This is a genomic window from Methylobacterium symbioticum (genome assembly GCF_902141845.1).
Classification (GTDB): domain Bacteria; phylum Pseudomonadota; class Alphaproteobacteria; order Rhizobiales; family Beijerinckiaceae; genus Methylobacterium; species Methylobacterium symbioticum.
This window is the reverse complement of the sequence record NZ_CABFPH010000008.1, coordinates 43,500-61,181: the sequence shown is the minus strand read 5'-3', so window position 1 is coordinate 61,181 and position 17,682 is coordinate 43,500. Positions and strand designations below refer to the sequence as shown.

Annotated in this window: 16 protein-coding genes and 2 tRNA genes; 6 read left to right on the top strand and 12 right to left on the bottom strand. The window is 69.0% G+C overall.

The window, feature by feature from the left end:
* Positions 1-8 precede the first annotated feature (8 nt).
* From MET9862_RS04840 to MET9862_RS04785, 12 genes are all read right to left on the bottom strand, one after another.
* On the bottom strand, positions 9-1,244 hold the full coding sequence (locus MET9862_RS04840) for an efflux RND transporter periplasmic adaptor subunit (protein ID WP_142581972.1): 1,236 nt from the start codon (positions 1,242-1,244) through the stop codon (positions 9-11).
* On the bottom strand, positions 1,241-1,912 hold the full coding sequence (locus MET9862_RS04835; RefSeq protein ID WP_142581971.1) for a TetR/AcrR family transcriptional regulator: 672 nt from the start codon (positions 1,910-1,912) through the stop codon (positions 1,241-1,243). Before MET9862_RS04835 ends, MET9862_RS04840 begins: the two co-directional genes overlap by 4 nt.
* Before the next feature lie 327 nt (positions 1,913-2,239).
* Positions 2,240-2,584, bottom strand: coding sequence for a hypothetical protein (locus tag MET9862_RS04830; RefSeq protein WP_142581970.1), 345 nt, complete (start codon positions 2,582-2,584; stop codon positions 2,240-2,242).
* A 330-nt stretch (positions 2,585-2,914) separates the two neighbouring features.
* Positions 2,915-2,989: transfer RNA gene (locus MET9862_RS04825), tRNA-Thr, on the bottom strand.
* Positions 2,990-3,122: 133 nt separating this feature from the next.
* Complete coding sequence (locus MET9862_RS04820; protein WP_142581969.1) at positions 3,123-3,575, bottom strand: NUDIX hydrolase; 453 nt, start codon at positions 3,573-3,575, stop codon at positions 3,123-3,125.
* Positions 3,576-3,955: 380 nt separating this feature from the next.
* The gene (locus tag MET9862_RS04815) at positions 3,956-5,446 is read right to left on the bottom strand and encodes a heme biosynthesis protein HemY (RefSeq protein WP_142581968.1); all 1,491 of its coding nucleotides are present in this window, start codon (positions 5,444-5,446) and stop codon (positions 3,956-3,958) included.
* 68 nt (positions 5,447-5,514) lie between these two features.
* Positions 5,515-7,257: a hypothetical protein gene (locus MET9862_RS04810; RefSeq protein WP_244612570.1), complete on the bottom strand. Its 1,743-nt coding sequence runs from the start codon at positions 7,255-7,257 to the stop codon at positions 5,515-5,517.
* A 443-nt stretch (positions 7,258-7,700) separates the two neighbouring features.
* A complete protein-coding gene (locus MET9862_RS04805) occupies positions 7,701-8,396 on the bottom strand; it encodes a uroporphyrinogen-III synthase (protein WP_142581967.1) in 696 nt (231 codons plus the stop codon).
* A 6-nt stretch (positions 8,397-8,402) separates the two neighbouring features.
* Positions 8,403-9,281, bottom strand: coding sequence for an aldose 1-epimerase family protein (locus tag MET9862_RS04800; RefSeq protein ID WP_142581966.1), 879 nt, complete (start codon positions 9,279-9,281; stop codon positions 8,403-8,405).
* A gap of 75 nt (positions 9,282-9,356) precedes the next feature.
* A complete protein-coding gene (locus MET9862_RS04795; protein WP_142581965.1) occupies positions 9,357-11,114 on the bottom strand; it encodes an ABC transporter ATP-binding protein in 1,758 nt (585 codons plus the stop codon).
* A 78-nt stretch (positions 11,115-11,192) separates the two neighbouring features.
* A complete protein-coding gene (locus tag MET9862_RS04790) occupies positions 11,193-11,483 on the bottom strand; it encodes a hypothetical protein (RefSeq protein ID WP_142582011.1) in 291 nt (96 codons plus the stop codon).
* 248 nt (positions 11,484-11,731) lie between these two features.
* Positions 11,732-11,808 (bottom strand) — tRNA-Asp (locus tag MET9862_RS04785).
* 358 nt (positions 11,809-12,166) lie between these two features.
* On the opposite strand from MET9862_RS04785, the gene MET9862_RS04780 reads away from it, so the two are divergent.
* The 6 genes from MET9862_RS04780 to nuoF are packed head-to-tail and all read left to right on the top strand — an operon-like array spanning position 12,167 to position 17,649.
* Positions 12,167-12,532: an NADH-quinone oxidoreductase subunit A gene (locus MET9862_RS04780; protein ID WP_109950907.1), complete on the top strand. Its 366-nt coding sequence runs from the start codon at positions 12,167-12,169 to the stop codon at positions 12,530-12,532.
* A 39-nt stretch (positions 12,533-12,571) separates the two neighbouring features.
* Positions 12,572-13,159: a NuoB/complex I 20 kDa subunit family protein gene (locus tag MET9862_RS04775; RefSeq protein WP_142581964.1), complete on the top strand. Its 588-nt coding sequence runs from the start codon at positions 12,572-12,574 to the stop codon at positions 13,157-13,159.
* Between the two features lie 8 nt (positions 13,160-13,167).
* Positions 13,168-13,815 carry an NADH-quinone oxidoreductase subunit C gene (locus tag MET9862_RS04770; RefSeq protein WP_142581963.1) on the top strand — a complete coding sequence of 216 codons (648 nt, stop codon included), beginning with the start codon at positions 13,168-13,170 and terminating at the stop codon, positions 13,813-13,815.
* 12 nt (positions 13,816-13,827) lie between these two features.
* Entirely contained in the window at positions 13,828-15,018 is a 1,191-nt protein-coding gene (locus tag MET9862_RS04765) for an NADH-quinone oxidoreductase subunit D (RefSeq protein ID WP_142581962.1), read from the top strand.
* Between the two features lie 24 nt (positions 15,019-15,042).
* On the top strand, positions 15,043-16,338 hold the full coding sequence (gene nuoE / locus MET9862_RS04760) for an NADH-quinone oxidoreductase subunit NuoE (protein WP_142581961.1): 1,296 nt from the start codon (positions 15,043-15,045) through the stop codon (positions 16,336-16,338).
* A gap of 9 nt (positions 16,339-16,347) precedes the next feature.
* Complete coding sequence (nuoF, locus tag MET9862_RS04755) at positions 16,348-17,649, top strand: NADH-quinone oxidoreductase subunit NuoF (protein ID WP_142581960.1); 1,302 nt, start codon at positions 16,348-16,350, stop codon at positions 17,647-17,649.
* Positions 17,650-17,682 lie beyond the last annotated feature (33 nt).

The following is a 17,682-nucleotide window of genomic DNA, read 5'->3' as shown; positions in this document are numbered from 1 at the left end:
TCCGGGGCTCAGGGGACCCCGGCTTCGGCTGTGTCGTTGCGCGCGGGGCTCGCCGCCACGGCGGGAGCGGCTGCGCCGGGGGCGGCGGCGACGGGGCGGACGCGGTCGCCGTCCCGCAGGAAGCTGCCGGCCTTCGCCACGATCTGCTCGCCCGGGGCGAGGCCGTCGCGGATCTCGATGTCGTCCTCGTCGCTCAGGCCGGTGCGGACCGCGCGGGCCTCGACCACGTCCTGCGCGACGACGAGGACGCTCGCGCGCTTCGGGCCGCCATAGGAGACCGCCGCCTGGGGCACCGTGACGCCGCGGCTGCGCGCCAGCTCGACCGCGCCGCGGGCGAAGGTGCCGATGCGCAGGCGCGGATCGGGATCGAGGCGCACCCGGACCTTGCCGAGGCGGGTCGCCTTGTCGACCTCCGGATAGACCGCACGAACGCTGCCGGCGACGCGCTCGCCCGGCGCGATCTCGATCCAGGCCGGGGCGCCCTCGCGCAGCAGAGGCAGCTTGGTCTCGACCACCTCGCCCTCCAGCTCGATCTCGCCGCGGGCGATCAGGCGGAACAGGGGCTCGGCCGAGGCCGAGGCGGTGATGCCGACGCGGGCGGTGCGGCGGCTGACGATGCCCGCCTCGGGGGCGCGGATCTCGGTCCGCGCGAGGCGCAGGGACAGCTCGTCCCGTACGGCCCGGGCCTGGGCGAGCTCCGCCCTGGTCATGGCCAGCCCGTTGCGGGCGAAGGCCAGCTTGCCCTCGGCCTGCCGCAGCGCGGCCGTCCGGGTCTCCATGACCGCGGCGGTGGCGTTGCCGGTCTGCAGCAGTTGGCGGGCCCGCTCATAGGCGAGCCGCGTCTCCGTCTCGGCGGCCTCGGCCTGCTCGATGTTGCTCTGCGCCTGCGGGACGGACGCGGCCGCCTTCTCGACGACGGCATCCTGCTGCGCGATCTGGCGATCGATCAGGTCGCGGGAGAGGCGGGCGAGCACCTGGCCGCGCTCAACGCGCAGGCCTTCCTCGGCCAGCACCTCGGTGACCCGGTAGCCCTCGATCTCGGGGCCGACCAGGATCTCGTCGCGCGGCACCAGGGTGCCGGTGACGACCACGGATTCCACGATCTCGCGGCGCGCCGCCTCGATCACGCTGACCGTCGGCGGCCGGGGGCCCGGCGCCGGCGTGACCTCGGCGGCCGCAGCGCCCGTCAGGCCGAGGCCGAGGGCGAGGAGGACCGGTCGGACGATTCGGGGGTGGCGGCTCATCGGCCGGTCTCCGGGATGGCGCCGACCGGGCGGCTGCCGGCGAGGGCGGCCTCGATCTGCGCGAGAAGGTGGGCGATGGCGGTGGCGGGCTCGTAGCCGGGCAGCAGCGCCCGGCTCACCAGGATGCCCTTCATCAGCGGGCCGACCCGCTCGTAGAGCGCGGCGGCATCGCAATCCGGCGCGTCCGCCAGCGCCGCGAAGGTCTCGGTCAGCCAGGTCCGGGCCTCGGCCTCGCCCTGCTCGACCAGCGCGGCGATGTCGGGATTGCGCGTCGCCTCGGACCACAGGTCGATGCGCAGCACCGCGGCCTCGCGCGACAGCTCGGTGAAGTAGCGCGCGAGGATCCGCAGAAGGGCGCCGCGGGGATCGCGCGCGCCCTGCAGCTCGGCGACGAGCACCCTGCCGCGCGCGCGGTCGCGCTCGGCGAGGCCCCGCACCACCGCCTCCTTCGACTCGAAATACCGGTAGATGTTGCCCGGACTCATGCCGGCTTCCCGCGCGAGATCCTGCATCGTGCTGCGGTGGAACCCATTGCGCACGAAGCAGGCCTCCGCGGCATCCAGGATGTGCTCGCGCCGCCCCTCCACCCCATGCCCCCCAGCCGCGCTCACGACTCCGCCACGGTCAAGGAGCGATGTTCCTTCGCATGATGGGTCTGCCAGGCGCATGGACCGGAACCCGTCCAAGTACCTAAAGCGAGCCAACCGTACGCGAGGGTCGAACCCAGAAGGATGTTCGTCGGCGTGCACATGGCGCCGAGGTCTCGAACGAAGCTCGTAGCCCACGCCGGAAATCCCGAACCGACCGGTGCATGCATCGCCTGACTCCACTCGATGCCCTAGCGTAATAAACATTCATTCTCATGTCAATGAACGTTCATTCTCGTCTCCCGTGTATCAGTCCATGGAGGTGAAACGCGCCTATCTCGGTCAGATCGGTGCTCGGCCGCGTCCAATCGACATTCCAATCAAATCGAGCGACCAGAATAAGCGACGCTAATTGAAATCCCGTTTGATGACTTTGCCACAATATTCGCATTGCTGTACGTAACGGCGCCCGGTCACCACCTCGCGCCCTCGGTCGTCGAGCTCGGTCAGTGGAACATCACGGACGGTTTTCCATTTGTGGACGTGACCAAACAGCAGCCATTGAAGCAATTGGAGCATCTCACCCCTCCTTCCCGGCTGCAGCGCAGCCTTGGCGAGCGGTGAACTCAATGGCTGATGCCTCGCAGTCGGGCCGAGGAAAGCATGGAACGGCATCAAGCCTGCGCAATTCCCGGCATCGGTCAAAAACGTTGCAAATTTTCTGTGCACTACCTGCTGGTTGCGACCGCACATTCATGCCGACGGCTCGCGGCCACTCCGAACATGGAATCCCTCAGGCCGAGCAACCGCAGCGTGGAGCCGAGCGCTTCGACATTCGGCGGATCAAGCGACACTTCCTGAACCCGCGAGACCCCCGGCGAGGCTACGGCAAATGCGGATAAGGTCGGCTCCGGGCCAGCAGAACTGATCGCCGGTCAGGGGTGCCGCGCTCCGACCGGCCCGCGTATCGCCATGATGGAAACTGATGCTCGAACAGCGCCACGCAAATCTTGAGCTATCAATGTCGACTCATACTAAAAGTGAGCCGGTCCAAGATCTTGCAAGCTAGAATTTTGAGAAGAATGGTGCTGCGAGAGAGGATTGAACTCTCGACCTCTTCATTACCAATGAAGTGCTCTACCACTGAGCTACCGCAGCAAAAGGGTCGAGGAGCTTGCCCTGGGGGCGCTCGCTGTCGACGAGTGGGGCATTAAAGGATCGAGGCGGGCTTGGCAATCACCCCGGCGCGGATTTCCGCCCACCGGATCTCAAATCGCGGGCGTGGGCACGATCAGAGCCGAGGCTCGCCGTCGCGCTTGAGCGAGGCTCGGATGATTGCGGCGAGTCCCGGCTCGGACACCGCATCGGCGGCCTCCGGGGGGGCGAACCAACGGAATTCACGCTCGTGCTGTTCGGGCCAGCGATCGAGCTGCTTGCGCACCTCAAGCGGAAAGACCTTGACTTGGCACAGCACCGAGTCGCGGTTCTTCAGGCGCTTCTCGTAGAGATAGAAGCCGAGAGGGCGCTTGCCGATATGGCCGACGAGTCCGGCCTCCTCGTATGCCTCGCGCTCGGCCGCTTCGTGGGGCTTTCGCCCTTTCATCGGCCACCCCTTGGGAATGACCCATCGTCGGCTCTCGCGCGATGTGACGAGCAGCACAGCGTAGTCACCGCCACGCAGGCGTCGATAGGGCAAAGCACCGATCTGCCGGCGCGCTTCCGTTTCGTCTTCCAACGGCATCATGCGGCCCGCGGGGGTACCGCGCGAAACATGCGGTGGTTCGCTCCGGACACGCCTTGAACCTTGCTCAGCCGACAGCATAAGGCCGCTGGCCGCGCGGCCGGTCTTGAGCGCATTCCGACGAAAGCAGCGCCGGCTCGGCACATGACGATGCACCGAGTGAGAGGGGCAGGACCACTCCCGATCGCGAAACGACCGGAAGCGGTTCTAGCAGCGCTGTCTGACTGTTCGGCGTCAATCACGATTGCTGGCTCGTCAGCCACAGGCAAATAAGGCCCTCGACCCTCATATACCTGTAGCACCGAAACTCACGCACAATCGTGCATTGTGTCATGATCCACACATTGTAGCGCCGCGTGTGCCGTGAATTGAAGCCCGTGCGCTCAGGCAATCTGCCGGGCTTTTCGATCGGCCGGTCGCTCCTGTCCGGTGCCGGGAACCGGGAGAACCACCGGATTGGCAGCCCCCACGGATGCCGGGATCGCTGAGGCCGGCACCGCGGATGCGGTCGGGACCTCCGGCGCTTCGATCGCGACAGGGTCGGATGCGACAGTCGCGCTCGTCTGCGTCTCCTCCGAGGGAGCAGCGAGGATGTTCGGCGGCTCGCGCCACTCGAAGGCGTCGAGACGGCCACTCACAGGTGAGATCGGCGCCCAGGTTTCTGAGGCGAAGCCGTCGGCAATCCAGAGCGGATCCCGGGGCGCATGGGCGGCACGGGCGAGCCATTCGCGCGCGCGGCCGGTACCGGCGCCATGCTCAGCCTCCTCGATGCGCGCCATGAGTAGGCAGGTCCGAACAGTGGGACGGTCAGCCAGCAAAGGCTTCAGAGCGTCGCGTGCCTGGACAAACTCGCGCGCATCGAGGGCAGCCTGCGCGACGGCAAGCCGCGCCTCGGGATCCCAGGACGACAACTTGGCGAGATTCTCAGCACGCGCGAGGCGATCACGGACCGAGTCGCCCGTGCGCAGGCTGAGATATACCTTGGCGAGATCGGGATGTGGATTGGCCTTCCAGGCAGCCTCGACGATCTTGGCCGCCTTGCGGAGGTCCCCACGCCGCGCGAGCAGACGACCGGCGAGGCAGGCTGCGGGGACGAGACCCGGAGCGAGCTTTACGGCCTGAAGGGCGCGCTCGGTCGCAGCCTCGGGCTCCCCGGCCTCACGGCGCTGGGCTGCGGCCGTGAGCAACACGGCGCGCTGGCGCCGCGCCACGCTCTTGTCGAGGAGGCCGAGCGAGCCGCGCCGCTCGACGGTCTCAAGGGCCCCCGTCCAATCGCCGTCGGCGCACTGGGCTTCCAGCACCGCCTCGTTCGCCCAGGTGACGCTCGGGGCCAGGCGAGCCGCCTCGACGGCATAGGCGCGCGCCGCGACCTCATCCTCACGGCGCCGGGCCTCGACGAACAGGCCGCGCAAGCCGAGCACGCGGGTCTCCGGCTCGTCCACCATGCGCTGGAACGCGGTCTCCGCAGCCTGCCGATCGCCCGAGATCTGAGCGGCCTGAGCCTTCAGAAGCAGGGTCAGCGGCTGCTCGCCGAGCAGCCGCTCCGCGTCACTGGCATGGCGACGGGCCGCCAGAGGATCTCCCGAGCCGACCGCAACCATGCCCCGCGAGAGCGCGCTCAGGCCCTTGGCGCGCCGACGGTCTCGCGAGCCGCGCACGAGGAATTCCGGGAGGTTGATGATGCCGCGCATCACCGCCCAGATCAGCCCGACGACGATCGCCGCGACCAGGACGCCGACCAGCGCGATCGCGAGGCTCATCGCGATCTCGTAGCCGTTCCAGACGATGGTGACCGTGCCGGGCCGGTCGGCGATCCACACCGCACCGTAGGCGGCGAGGGCGAGGAAGGCCAGGAAGGCGAGGGCGCGCCACATGGGTCAGGTACTCCTGTCGGCGCCGGCCGGGCGGGCGCCGCACGGATGAACGGGAAGCCGGAACGGCGTTATTGGCCGGCCGGAAGTGTCTTGAAGGCGTCCGAGAGCAGGGCCTGCGACGCCTGAGCCGCGGCAGCGCGCGCCTTGAGGCGCTGGCCGAAGGACGCAGCCTCCGCCTTGGCCGCATCGGGCATCGCATCGAAGGCCTTGGCTGCATCTTGGAGCGCACCGCGATCCAGGGCCGCCTGGACCTTGCCGAGCGGGTCCGCCTCGGGCTCCGTACCGGACGCGGGCGGCGCGTCGACACGGCGAACCTGCACGATCGAGTCGGCCATGCTCAGCAGCTTCGCCTTCAGATCTCCGGACTCGGCCACCGTCCGCGCCTGGGCCGAGCGGCGAGCTGCTGCCGCCTTCTCGGCGATCGGCCGGAACTCAGCAGCGAGCTGAGCTGCGCTGGGTGCTCCCGTCTCGGCGAACGGCGCGAGGGCATCGACACGGCTCGTATCGCCGGTCTCCAGCTTGCGCAGCGTCGCGAGAGGCTCCGCATAGGGGACACCGGTCGCGAGCGCGGTCGCGATGCGGTCGGCCGCCACGACGCGCAGGGCCGCCTGGACCGTGGTGGCCTGGGCACGCTGGGCGAGGGCTTTGTCGAGGGCCGCGATCTTCTCCGCCTGCTCCTGCAGGCTACGTTCCGCGGTCTTGGCAGCTTCCTGCGCCTGGACACGACCGGCCTCGGCGGCCTGCTGGCTCGCCTGGGTCGCGCTCTGAACTGCCTCGGTTGCGGCCTTGACGCGCTCATCGAGCGTCTTCTGCAAGGCATCGAGGCGCTGGCCCAATGCCTGATCGGCCTCGGCATTCGCCTTGATGCGGCTCTCGACCTCACCCTGGAAAGCGGCAAGCTTCGCATCGAAGTCACCCTGCGCCGGCTTGGCACCGTTGGCCGATTCCAGCGCCTTCAACCGGTCGCCGAGCGCGGCGAGATCGGCCGTTTGGGAACCAGTCCTTTCACCTGCCGCCGGCTCCTTGCCAGGCTCTTCCTGCAAGGCCGAGACGCGCTGGTCGAGGCTGTCGAGCCGGGAGACGATGTCGGGCGGCAGGCTCTGGGCCGGGTTGCCCTCGCCACCGGTCGCCCCGCCGGTCGCCTGCGCGAGGGCCTGCTTGGCCGCGGATTCTGCATTCTTCACCGCGTCAGGCAGCGGCTTGAGCGCGGCTTCATTGGCGGCGACCCGCTTGTCGAGGGCGGTGACGGCGTCGCGCGGCGCGAGGGCGGCAACCTGCGTGGAGACGCGCTGCTCGAGTGCGTTGAGACGTGCATCGTCCCGCGGGCCAAGGAGGCCGGTGCGGTCAGCGCCGAGAAGCAGTCCGGCACCGATCACGCCGCCGAGAAGGCCGGCAGCCGCGATCGAGCCGAACCCTGCGCCGCGCTGTGGCTCGGCCTGAAGGGCGGCCTTCGGAGCCGGGCTCGACGCCGTCGCCGGCTTCGCCGGCTCGGCCTGCCCGGGTTTAGGGGCATCGGGTTTCGCAGCGACTGGTGCGCCCGCAGCGGCTTTCGCCGTCTCGGCCGGATCCGGAACGCGCTTGGCCTTGAGGTCGATGATCGGTCCATCCGTGACCGAACCACCAGCCGGGCGTGGTGCGGAGCCCGGTCCTTCGGGCTTGCGCGGCTCGGGATCGGATGCGGCAGGCTTTGCAGGCTCGGGTTTCGGCGGCTCGGCCTTGGCCGGATCCTTCGGCACATCAGCCTTCGGTGCGCCCGACGCCATGGCTGGCTTCGGGCTGTCCGGCTTGGTGGCGTCCGCGTTCTCCGGCACGGGCTTCTGTATGGAACCCGGCCCCGTCGCGGGTGACGCTGCGGCCGGTTTCGGCGGCTCCGCTTTCGCCGGCTGCGGCACATCGGATTTCGGCGTCGAATTTTGACTCACGGGAGCAGGGCTCCCTGCGGCGGGCTTACCCGGCTCCGGCTTGCCTGGCTCCGGCTTGGTGGTCGGCGGAGTCACCGGCGCGGAGGGGGCAGGCTTGCCCGCAGTCTGGCCCTTGTCCTGGCCCGGCTGGTTCGGACGGTTCGCGTCATTGGATGGGGGCTTCACGGGCCGTCTCTCTCCATTCCTCGCCGCTGGGCCGCGCGTACGCGCGTGCGCCACCGGATGCGCGCTCAGGACCGTTCGCGGTGCCACGCCGGCCCTTTCTCCGCCGACCTCCTATCACCGCAGGCTTCGCCGGGGCGAGAGGGGGCGCGACAGTTCGATGACGAGCGTCAGCACAGACCGGCGAGGAGATCGTCCTCGCGCGGTCGCGCCGGCACGAAATGGATCAGGCATCCCGCCGCTGCCAGGGGTAAGGCCACGTCGTCCGACAGGCAGTAATGTCGTATCATGCGGAATGGTTCGGCTCGGCCTGCAGCGTGCACGAGATCGAGTGCCGTCTCGGCGCTGCGGCGCGAGTAGTGCAGGGCCGCATCGAGACCGGGCAGGGCCTCCGCCACCGCCGAGGGCAGGAGAGCCACCGGCTCCGCCGCGTAGGCGATGTGGACGTGGACGTCGAAGCCTGCCCGCAAGAGGGACGCGACCGGCTCCGCCTTGCGCTCGGCTCCCGCGACGAGCAGGAGGTGCGCATCCGGAGCAAGCCTGTCCCGAATTGCCTGGGCGAGGTCGGCGGCATCGCCGCTGCCCTCGATGGCCGTCCCGAAACCATAGGCCTCCGCCGTCGCGCGGGTGCGCGGCCCGACCGCGAAGACCGGCCGGCCGCGCAGCGCAGCCCGATCGGTCTCCGAGAGCGCGGGCAATGCCTGCGCACTGGTCAGAAGGAGCGCATCGAACCGCACATCCGGGATGGAGCGGCCGGTGGCGCGTGCCGCGAGCACGGGAGCGACCAGGGGCGCGTGGCCGAGCGCCGCGAGGCGCGCGCCTGTCCGGGAGGCGCCGGGCTCCGGGCGCGCCACCCAGATCCGCATCGCGACTCAGCCTTCGAGGGTCAGGCGCACGCCGTGCCGCGCCTCGGCGCCGGCAGCGAGGCTGCGCTGCGAATCACGCTCCGACAAGAGGCCGGCGAAGCCGGCCCAATCGGCATGGCCAGTCCAGCATTCGAGGGAGAGGAAGGGGGCAGTTGGCTTCGTCCAGACGGCGAGATGCGGGAAATCCTCGACCTCCATACGGATCGCCCGGCCGCCTGGCCCCTTGAACCGCATGATCCGGCTGCGCGCATCGCGGAACACCAGCGCTTCCGTAAAGAGAGCCGGTTCCAGAGGCAGCGTGTCGCCGAGGAGGGGCACCGGCCGCTCATCGCGCAGTAGGAGGCCGCCTTGGCCGACCTCGGGCACGAAGGGCCGCTCCGGGTGCTCGAAGACGACCGCGTAGCCACCCCCCTTCGCGCGTTCCCCACCCGCGAAGGGCCAGGGAAAGGCCGGATGGAAACCGAGCGCGTAGGGCAGGACGTCGGGCCCGGGATTGCGGACCACGACGTCGAAATCGAGTCCACGGTCGCGCACGCGCGCCGTGACCTCGAGCTGGAAAGCGAAGGGATAATGCGCTCGCGTCTCAAGCCCGTCCTCCAAGCGCAACGTGACGGCATCCGTCTGCCGCGACACCACGGCGAAGCAGAGGTCGCGGGCGAAGCCGTGCTGGGCCATGGGGTAATCGCGCGCCCCGACGCGAACATGACCGTCAACCGATGCGCCGACCACCGGAAAGAGCCAGGGCGCGTGCCGATTCCAATGCGCCGGGTCGCCGCTCCAGAGATAGTCACGCCCTTCGATCTGCCAGGAGACCGGCTCGGCACCGTCACGGGCGATCCGCGCCGTGGTCCCGTCCGCGGCCGTCAGCTCGATGGTCTCGCGCATCTCGATGTCCCCTGCCGTGTGCCGAACGTTCCTACGCGATGGCGTGGGCGGCGGGCCAGCGCCACCCCCAGGAAATCAAGCCGCAGCCGAAGGGCCGAGATACGGCAAGACCGTCGGCAGCGGACCGGAGGCGACGATGCGGCCGCTCTCCAGCACGTAGACGGTGTCGGCACCCTCCAGGCTCGTCAGGCGGTGGGCGATCATGATCAGCGTGCGGCCGCCCGCGAAACGCCGAAGCGCCGCCATCACCGCCGCCTCCGTCTCACCGTCGAGCGCCGAAGTGGCCTCGTCGAAGACCAGCACGTCGGGCTCATGATAGAGCGCGCGGGCGATGCCGATCCGCTGGCGCTGGCCGCCGCTCAAGCGCGAGCCGCGCTCCCCGACCCGTGCCCCGTATCCCTCCGGCAGCGCCGCGATGAAGTCGTGCGCGCCCGCGAGGCGCGCCGCCCGCTCGACGCGCTCCAGATCCGGGGTATCGAGACCGAGCGCGATGTTCTCCGCCACCGTCCCATCGATCAGGAACACGTCCTGCGGGACATAGCCGATCCGGTTCTGCCAAGCCGGAAGCGTCCCGGGGCCGAGAGACCGGCCGTCAACGCGGATCCGTCCCTCGCTCGGGCTCAGGAGCCCCAGGAGCAGGCCGACAAGGGTGGATTTGCCCGCACCGGTGCGGCCGACGAGCCCGACCGTCGCGCCTGCCGGGATCGTCAGGTCGATTCGCGACAGTGCCGGCCGTCCGGGCTCGTAATCGAAACCGACAGTCTCGAAGCGGATCGCCTCGCGAAACGGCAGGCGCTCGGAACCGCGGGGCAGCGGATTGGTCTCGACGCGCAACGCATCCACGATCAGACGCACGCCGGGCAGGTGGAAGCGCAGAAGCGCCAGCGAATTGAAGATGTTCTGGAAGGCCGGCAGCATGCGGTAGCCGGCGAAGGCGAAGAGGCCGAGCAGCGGCAGGATGCCGGCGGTGTCGAGCCCCTGCGCCAGGGCGAACAGCACGACGACGATGACGCCGCCGAAGGCCAGCGCCTCGATGACGAAGCGCGGCATCTGGCCGGTGACGAGGCTCGCCGCGCTGTCGCTGGCATAGGCCTGGGCGGGGCCGTCGAAGCGGGCTGCGAAGCGCTCGGCGCGGCCGTAGAGCTTCAGCTCGGTCAAAGCGCCGAGCGTCTCCTGCACCACCCGGAAGCGCATCTCGTTATCGGCGACGGCCCGCGCCCCGATCCGGGCGAGGCGTCGCCGCACGAACAGGAAGATGCCGACATAGAGCCCGCCGAAGCCGCCGCCGAGGACCAACGCGAGGCCCGGGGCGTAGGCCACTAGGAACAGGATCACGGCGAGCGCCGAGACGACGCGAGAGGCGATCACGGTCAGCGGCGTCAACACGCCGACGACGAGACGGTCGGTCTCGCTGAGCACGTTCTTCGCGAGTTCCGCGCTGTTGGCCTGGGCGAAGAACAGGCGCTCGCGCGCGACGTAGCCGAAGAGTAGACGGCGGGCGATGCCGTAGCCGACGCGGTGGGTGAACAGCAGCTGCGCGTAGGTGAGCGCAGCATTGGCGACCGCCGTCGTCAGGATCGCGATGAGCGCCGCGGCGCCGGTGGCGAGCAGGAAGGCGCGCGGCTCGGCGAGGCCCAGCGCATCGCGCCAGGCAGCCAGCCAGGGCAGCCTGTCGGCGGCGGCCGGATCGCCGACGAGCGTCAGGAACGGGATCACTGCGGCGACGCCGATCACCTCCAGCAAGCCCGCGCCGGCGAGGCCGAGGGCGATGAAGAGGAGGCGCCTGCGCTCCGCCGGCGGCAAGGCGCGCAGCAGTTCGATCAGCGGGCGCATTGGCGGTGACATCGGGGACTTGCCATGGGGCCCGATACGGTCCCGCGCCGTCCCTGTCCACGCGAAGCCGCCTTGCCCTCAGCGTGCGACCGTCAGGGCGTCGAGGTCGACTTCGCCGTTCTGATCGCGGAACGTGACCGATCCACCGCTCTGCTGCGACACGCCGTCGATATGGCGCTCGCCACTGTCATAGGCCGTGACCCGGCCATCCTTCTCGACGAGGAGGCGGCGGCGTTCGGGAAAGAACGCGTAGCGCAGGCCGTTCTGGCTGCCGGACGTGGCGGGCTCGCCCAGACCGGAATCCCACCAGGGCTGTTCGTCCCGCATCGGTGCCATCTTGATCGGCGCCATCGGCTTCATCGGCTCCATCAGCTTCACCCTCCGTCTCGATGCGTCATCGAGGCAGACGCGGAGCCGAGGATTCGGTTGCATCCGGTCGGCACGGCCGGTGCTGGAGCGGTCACCGATCCGATGCGGTCCCGGGACGCTCTGCGCGACGAGGCGCGAAAGCCGCAACGGGTTCCGCAGACCGGACCAAGCGTACAGCAGTTCGCGAAAGCGCGATGCTTAGCTTGACGACGATCGATGATTTTTGGGGAGATGCACGTTCGTGAACGTGGCGCGGGCGACGGGGCTCGAACCCGCGACCTCCGGCGTGACAGGCCGGCACTCTAACCAACTGAGCTACGCCCGCGTGGCGTGGCCGCCTCTGTGTCGGCGGCGTGGCCGCCGTGTCCGGCGACGAGGCGGGGTTTATGGGTGGTGAGACGCCCTGTCAAGCAGCCTTTCGCAGCTTTCCTGAAATCGATCCGCACCCCCGAAAATCCGGCGGATGGACGCGCTGGACTGCGCGCATATGCCCGGATGCGGCGTGCCGAACACCGCACCATCTCTGTCGCGGACAGGTCGTTTGTGCGACGCGCAATGCCCTTGTCTCACCCCGGCTGCTCGACTAAGCCTCCGCCACGCGCACTCTGGCATTGGAGCAATTCCATCCGCCGGCGGGGTCGGGCCCGATGGCGCTGCGGTCTCACACGGTTGCGGAGCGTCGCATGACCGGTCTTCTGGCGGATTACCTGCCGCTCATCGTCTTCATCGGCGTCTCGCTTTTCATCGCCGCAGCGCTTCTGGTGGCGCCCTTTCTGGTGGCCTACAGCAGCCCGGATCCGGAGAAGCTCTCGGCCTACGAGTGCGGCTTCAACGCCTTCGATGATGCGCGCATGAAGTTCGACGTGCGCTTCTATCTCGTCGCCATCCTGTTCATCATCTTCGATCTCGAGGTGGCCTTCCTGTTCCCCTGGGCCATCACCTTCGGCGAGCTCGGCTGGCTCGGGTTCTGGTCGATGATGGTCTTCCTCGGGGTGCTCACGGTCGGTTTCGTCTACGAGTGGCGCAAGGGCGCCCTCGAGTGGGACTAGAGACGACCGCCGCCCCGCCGCTCGCTCCTTGAGGCATCCATGGCCTTCACGCCTGAACTCTCTCGCGCCCCCACGATCGCCCCGCAGGCGAAGGGCATCATCGACCCCAATACCGGCCGGCCGATCGGCGCCGACGACCCGACCTTCCTGTCGATCAGCGACGAACTCGCCGACCGCGGCTTCCTGCTGACCACGACGGACGAGCTCATCAACTGGGCGCGCACCGGCTCGCTGATGTGGATGACCTTCGGCCTCGCCTGCTGCGCGGTCGAGATGATGCAGATGTCGATGCCGCGCTACGATTGCGAGCGCTTCGGCTTCGCCCCGCGCGGCAGCCCGCGCCAGTCCGACGTGATGATCGTGGCCGGCACGCTCACCAACAAGATGGCCCCCGCGCTTCGCAAGGTCTACGACCAGATGCCGGAGCCGCGCTACGTGATCTCGATGGGCTCCTGCGCCAACGGCGGCGGCTACTACCACTACTCCTATTCCGTCGTGCGCGGCTGCGACCGTGTGGTGCCGGTGGACATCTACGTACCGGGCTGTCCGCCCACCGCGGAGGCGCTCCTCTACGGGGTCCTGCTGCTGCAGAAGAAGATCCGCCGCATCGGCACGATCGAGCGCTGAGGCCGGCCATGACGAACGGCATCTCCATCCTGTCCCACACGCAGCCGACGCTCGGCGACGCGGCGCTGGCGGCCCTGTCCGATCGGGTCGCGGGCGCCCTCGGCCCGGCAATCGTCGAGCGGACCATCGCCTTCGGCGAGCTGACCCTCGTGGTTCAGGCCTCGGACATCGTCTACGCGCTGACCTATCTGCGCGACGATCCGCACTGCGCCTTCCGCTGCTTCATCGACATCTGCGGCGCCGACTATCCCGGCCGCGAGCGGCGTTTCGACGTGGTCTACCACCTGCTCTCGCTGCGCCATAACGTGCGCATCCGCGTCAAGGTGCAGACCGACGAGGTGACCCCCGTCCCCTCCGTCATCGATATCTTCCCGGCCGCGAACTGGTTCGAGCGCGAGACCTACGATCTCTACGGGATCCTGTTCTCGGGCCATCCGGACCTGCGCCGGCTGCTGACCGATTACGGCTTCGAGGGCCACCCCCTGCGCAAGGACTTCCCGCTCACCGGCTTCGTCGAGGTCCGTTACGACCAGGACGAGGCGCGCGTGGTCTACGAGCCGGTGAAGCTCACGCAGGAGTTCCGCAACTTCGACTTCCTCTCGCCCTGGGAAGGCACGGATTACGTGCTGCCGGGCGACGAGAAGACGTCGGCCTGATCGGGCGCGGCCATGACCGAACACAACATCCGTAACTTCGCGATCAATTTCGGACCGCAGCACCCGGCGGCGCACGGCGTGCTGCGCCTCGTGCTGGAACTCGACGGCGAGGTGGTCGAGCGGGTCGACCCGCATATCGGCCTCCTGCACCGGGGCACCGAGAAACTGATCGAGTACAAGACCTACCTGCAGGCGACGCCCTATTTCGACCGGCTCGACTACGTCGCGCCGATGAATCAGGAGCACGCCTTCTGCCTCGCGATCGAGCGGCTCGCCGGGATCGAGGTGCCGCGCCGGGCCAAGCTGATCCGGACCCTCTACTGCGAGATCGGCCGGCTGCTCTCCCATCTCCTCAACGTCACGACGCAGGCCATGGATGTCGGCGCGCTCACGCCCCCGCTCTGGGGGTTCGAGGAGCGCGAGAAGCTGATGATCTTCTACGAGCGCGCCTCGGGGGCGCGCATGCACGCCAACTACTTCCGCCCCGGCGGCGTGCACCAGGACCTGCCGCCCAAGCTGATCGACGACATCGAGGCCTTCTGCGAGACCTTCCCGCAGGTGGTCGACGACCTCGACGAGCTCGTCATGGGCTCGCGCATCTTCAAGCAGCGCAATGTCGATATCGGCATCGTCTCGGTGGACGAGTGCATGGCCTGGGGCTTCTCGGGCGTGATGGTGCGCGGCTCCGGCATCCCGTGGGATCTGCGCAAGGCACAGCCCTACGAAGCCTACGAGGAGATGGAGTTCGACGTTCCGGTCGGGAAGAACGGCGACACCTACGACCGTCAGGTGATCCGCATGGAGGAGATGCGCCAGTCGGTGCGCATCATGAAGCAGTGCTGCGCGAAGCTGCGCGAGCCGGCCGGCCAGGGCCCGATCGCGGCCATCGACGGCAAGTTCGCGCCGCCGCCGCGCCGGGAGATGAAGCGCTCGATGGAGGCGCTCATCCACCACTTCAAGCTTTACACCGAAGGCTTCCATGTCCCGCCCGGCGAGGTCTACGCCGCGGTCGAGGCCCCCAAGGGCGAATTCGGCGTGTATCTGGTCTCGGACGGGACCAACAAGCCGTACCGCTGCAAGATCCGCGCTCCCGGCTTCGCCCATCTCCAGGCGATGGACTGGATGTGCCGCGGCCACCTCCTTGCCGACGTGTCCTGCGTGCTCGGCACACTCGACATCGTGTTCGGCGAGGTGGACCGCTAGAGCCGGACGAGTTCGGAAGAGACGATGGCCAACCGCAGACTAGCCCCCGCCGCCGAGCAGCCCGCGAGCTTCGCGTTCACGCCGGAGAACGATGCGTGGGTGAAGGGGCAGATCGCCAAGTACCCAGAGGGGCGCCAGGCCTCGGCCGTGATCCCGCTGCTCTGGCGCGCCCAGGAGCAGAACGGCGGCTGGCTGCCGCAGAAGGCGATCGAGGCGGTCGCCGACACGCTCGGCATGCCGCATATCCGCGTGCTGGAGGTCGCCACCTTCTACACGATGTTCGCCCTTGAGCCGGTCGGCCGCTACTGGATCCAGGTCTGCGGCACGGTCCCGTGCGATTCCTGTGGCGCGCGCGGGCTCAAGGAGATGTTGCACGAGCGGCTCGGCCCCCCCGGCCATGTCGATGCGGACGGCAACTTCTCCTGGCTCGAGGTCGAGTGTCTCGGCGCCTGCTGCAACGCGCCGATGGTCCAGATCAATCAGGACTATTACGAGGACCTGACGCCCGAATCCCTCGGCACGCTGATGGACGATCTGGCGGCCGGCCGGCCTGTGAAGGTCGGCTCGCAGACGGGCCGCAACGCCTCCGAGCCGCTGGGCGGCGCGGACACGCTGACCGATCCGACCCTGTTCGACGGCTCCCGTGTCGGCGCGTGGCGGAAGCGCTTCGAGCAGACTCAGGCCGCCGATGGCGGCGACGAGGCGAGATCCTCCGAGCAGCGCGCGGCCGTGGAACCGAAGCCGGCCCATCCCGATGCGGGCCGCGCCATCGAGCGGCCGTCGACGGACGCGCCGGCCCAGCGCGCCGCGGCGGGAGAGACGCCGGTGAAGGCCGGCGACCGCGCCGATGCGGCCGAGGGCGCGGATGCCCCGAAGGCGATCAAGGACCTGGAGCCGGCCGGCGCCGAGGCCGGAGCGCAATCCGCCCTCGCGCGCGACGTGCCGCCGCCCGCTCCCGCCACCTCGGGCGCGAGTGACGCCGAGAAAACGGCCGAGGCCGAGGAGGCCCGCGTCGCCGACACGCTCGCGACCCTTCCGAAGGATGCGAGCCCCGAACAGAAGGCCGACGCGGTCGGCACACGGCCGAAGGCCCTCGACGCGGCGCGCGCCGGCATGCCCGACGACCTGACCCGGATCAAGGGAATCGGTCCGGGCAACCGCACCAAGCTGAACGAGCTCGGCATCTTCCATTTCGACCAGATCGCCGCCTGGAGCCCTGCGGAGATCGCGTGGGTCGGCACCTATCTCGCGTTCCCCGGGCGGATCGATCGCGAGAACTGGGTCGGCCAGGCGAAGGCCCTGGCTCCGTCGGGGCAGTGAGGATCTGACATGCTCTCCGATCAGGATCGCATCTTCACCAACCTCTACGGCCTCCATTCGCCGGGGCTCGAAGCCGCGAAGAAGCGCGGCGCCTGGGACGGAACCAAGTTCCTCCTGGAGATGGGCCGCGACTGGATCATCGAGGAGATGAAGGCCTCTGGCCTGCGCGGCCGCGGCGGCGCCGGCTTCCCGACGGGCCTCAAATGGTCGTTCATGCCGAAGAAGTCGGACGGGCGCCCCCACTACCTCGTGGTCAACGCCGACGAGTCGGAGCCCGGCACCTGCAAGGACCGGGAGATCATGCGGCACGACCCGCATCTCCTGATCGAAGGTTGCATGCTCGCCTCCTTCGCGATGGGGGCGCATGCCTGCTACGTCTATATCCGCGGTGAGTACGTCGCGGAGAAGCATGCCCTGCAGAAGGCCGTCGACGAGGCCTACGAGGCGCGGCTCGTCGGCCAGGACAACGTCCACGGCTATCCCTTCGACATCTACGTCCACCACGGCGCGGGCGCCTATATCTGCGGCGAGGAGACAGCCCTCTTGGAGAGCCTCGAGGGCAAGAAGGGCATGCCCCGGCTCAAGCCGCCGTTCCCGGCCAATATGGGCCTCTACGGCTGCCCCACGACGGTCAACAACGTCGAGTCGATCGCTGTCGCCGGCACCATCCTGCGCCGCGGCGGCGCCTGGTTCGCGGGGCTGGGCGGCAAGAACAACACCGGCACGAAGCTGTTCTGCGTGTCCGGCCACGTCAACAAGCCCTGCAACGTCGAGGAAGAGCTCGGCATCACCTTCCGCGAGCTGGTCGACCGCCATTGCGGCGGCATGCGCGGCGGCTGGGACAACCTGCTCTGCTCGATCCCCGGCGGCTCTTCGGTGCCGCTGGTGCCGGCCGAGCAGATCATCGACGCCAAGATGGATTTCGACACCCTCCGCGGCCTCGGCTCCGGCCTCGGCACCGCGGCGGTGATCGTACTCGACAAATCCACCGATATCGTCGAGGCCATCACGCGGATCTCGTACTTCTACAAGCATGAGTCGTGCGGCCAGTGCACGCCCTGCCGCGAGGGCACCGGCTGGATGTGGCGCGTGCTGACCCGCATGGCCCATGGCCGCGCGCAGAAGCGCGAGATCGACATGCTGTTCGAGGTGACGAAGCAGATCGAGGGCCACACCATCTGCGCGCTGGGCGACGCCGCCGCGTGGCCGGTCCAGGGCCTGATCCGGCACTTCCGGCCCGAGATCGAGAAGCGCATCGACCGTTACACCGCCAACCCGCACACGGACCCCGTGCCGATGGCCGCGGAGTGATCCGCTCCGCGCCCGCGCAGTCCGAGCCCGAGA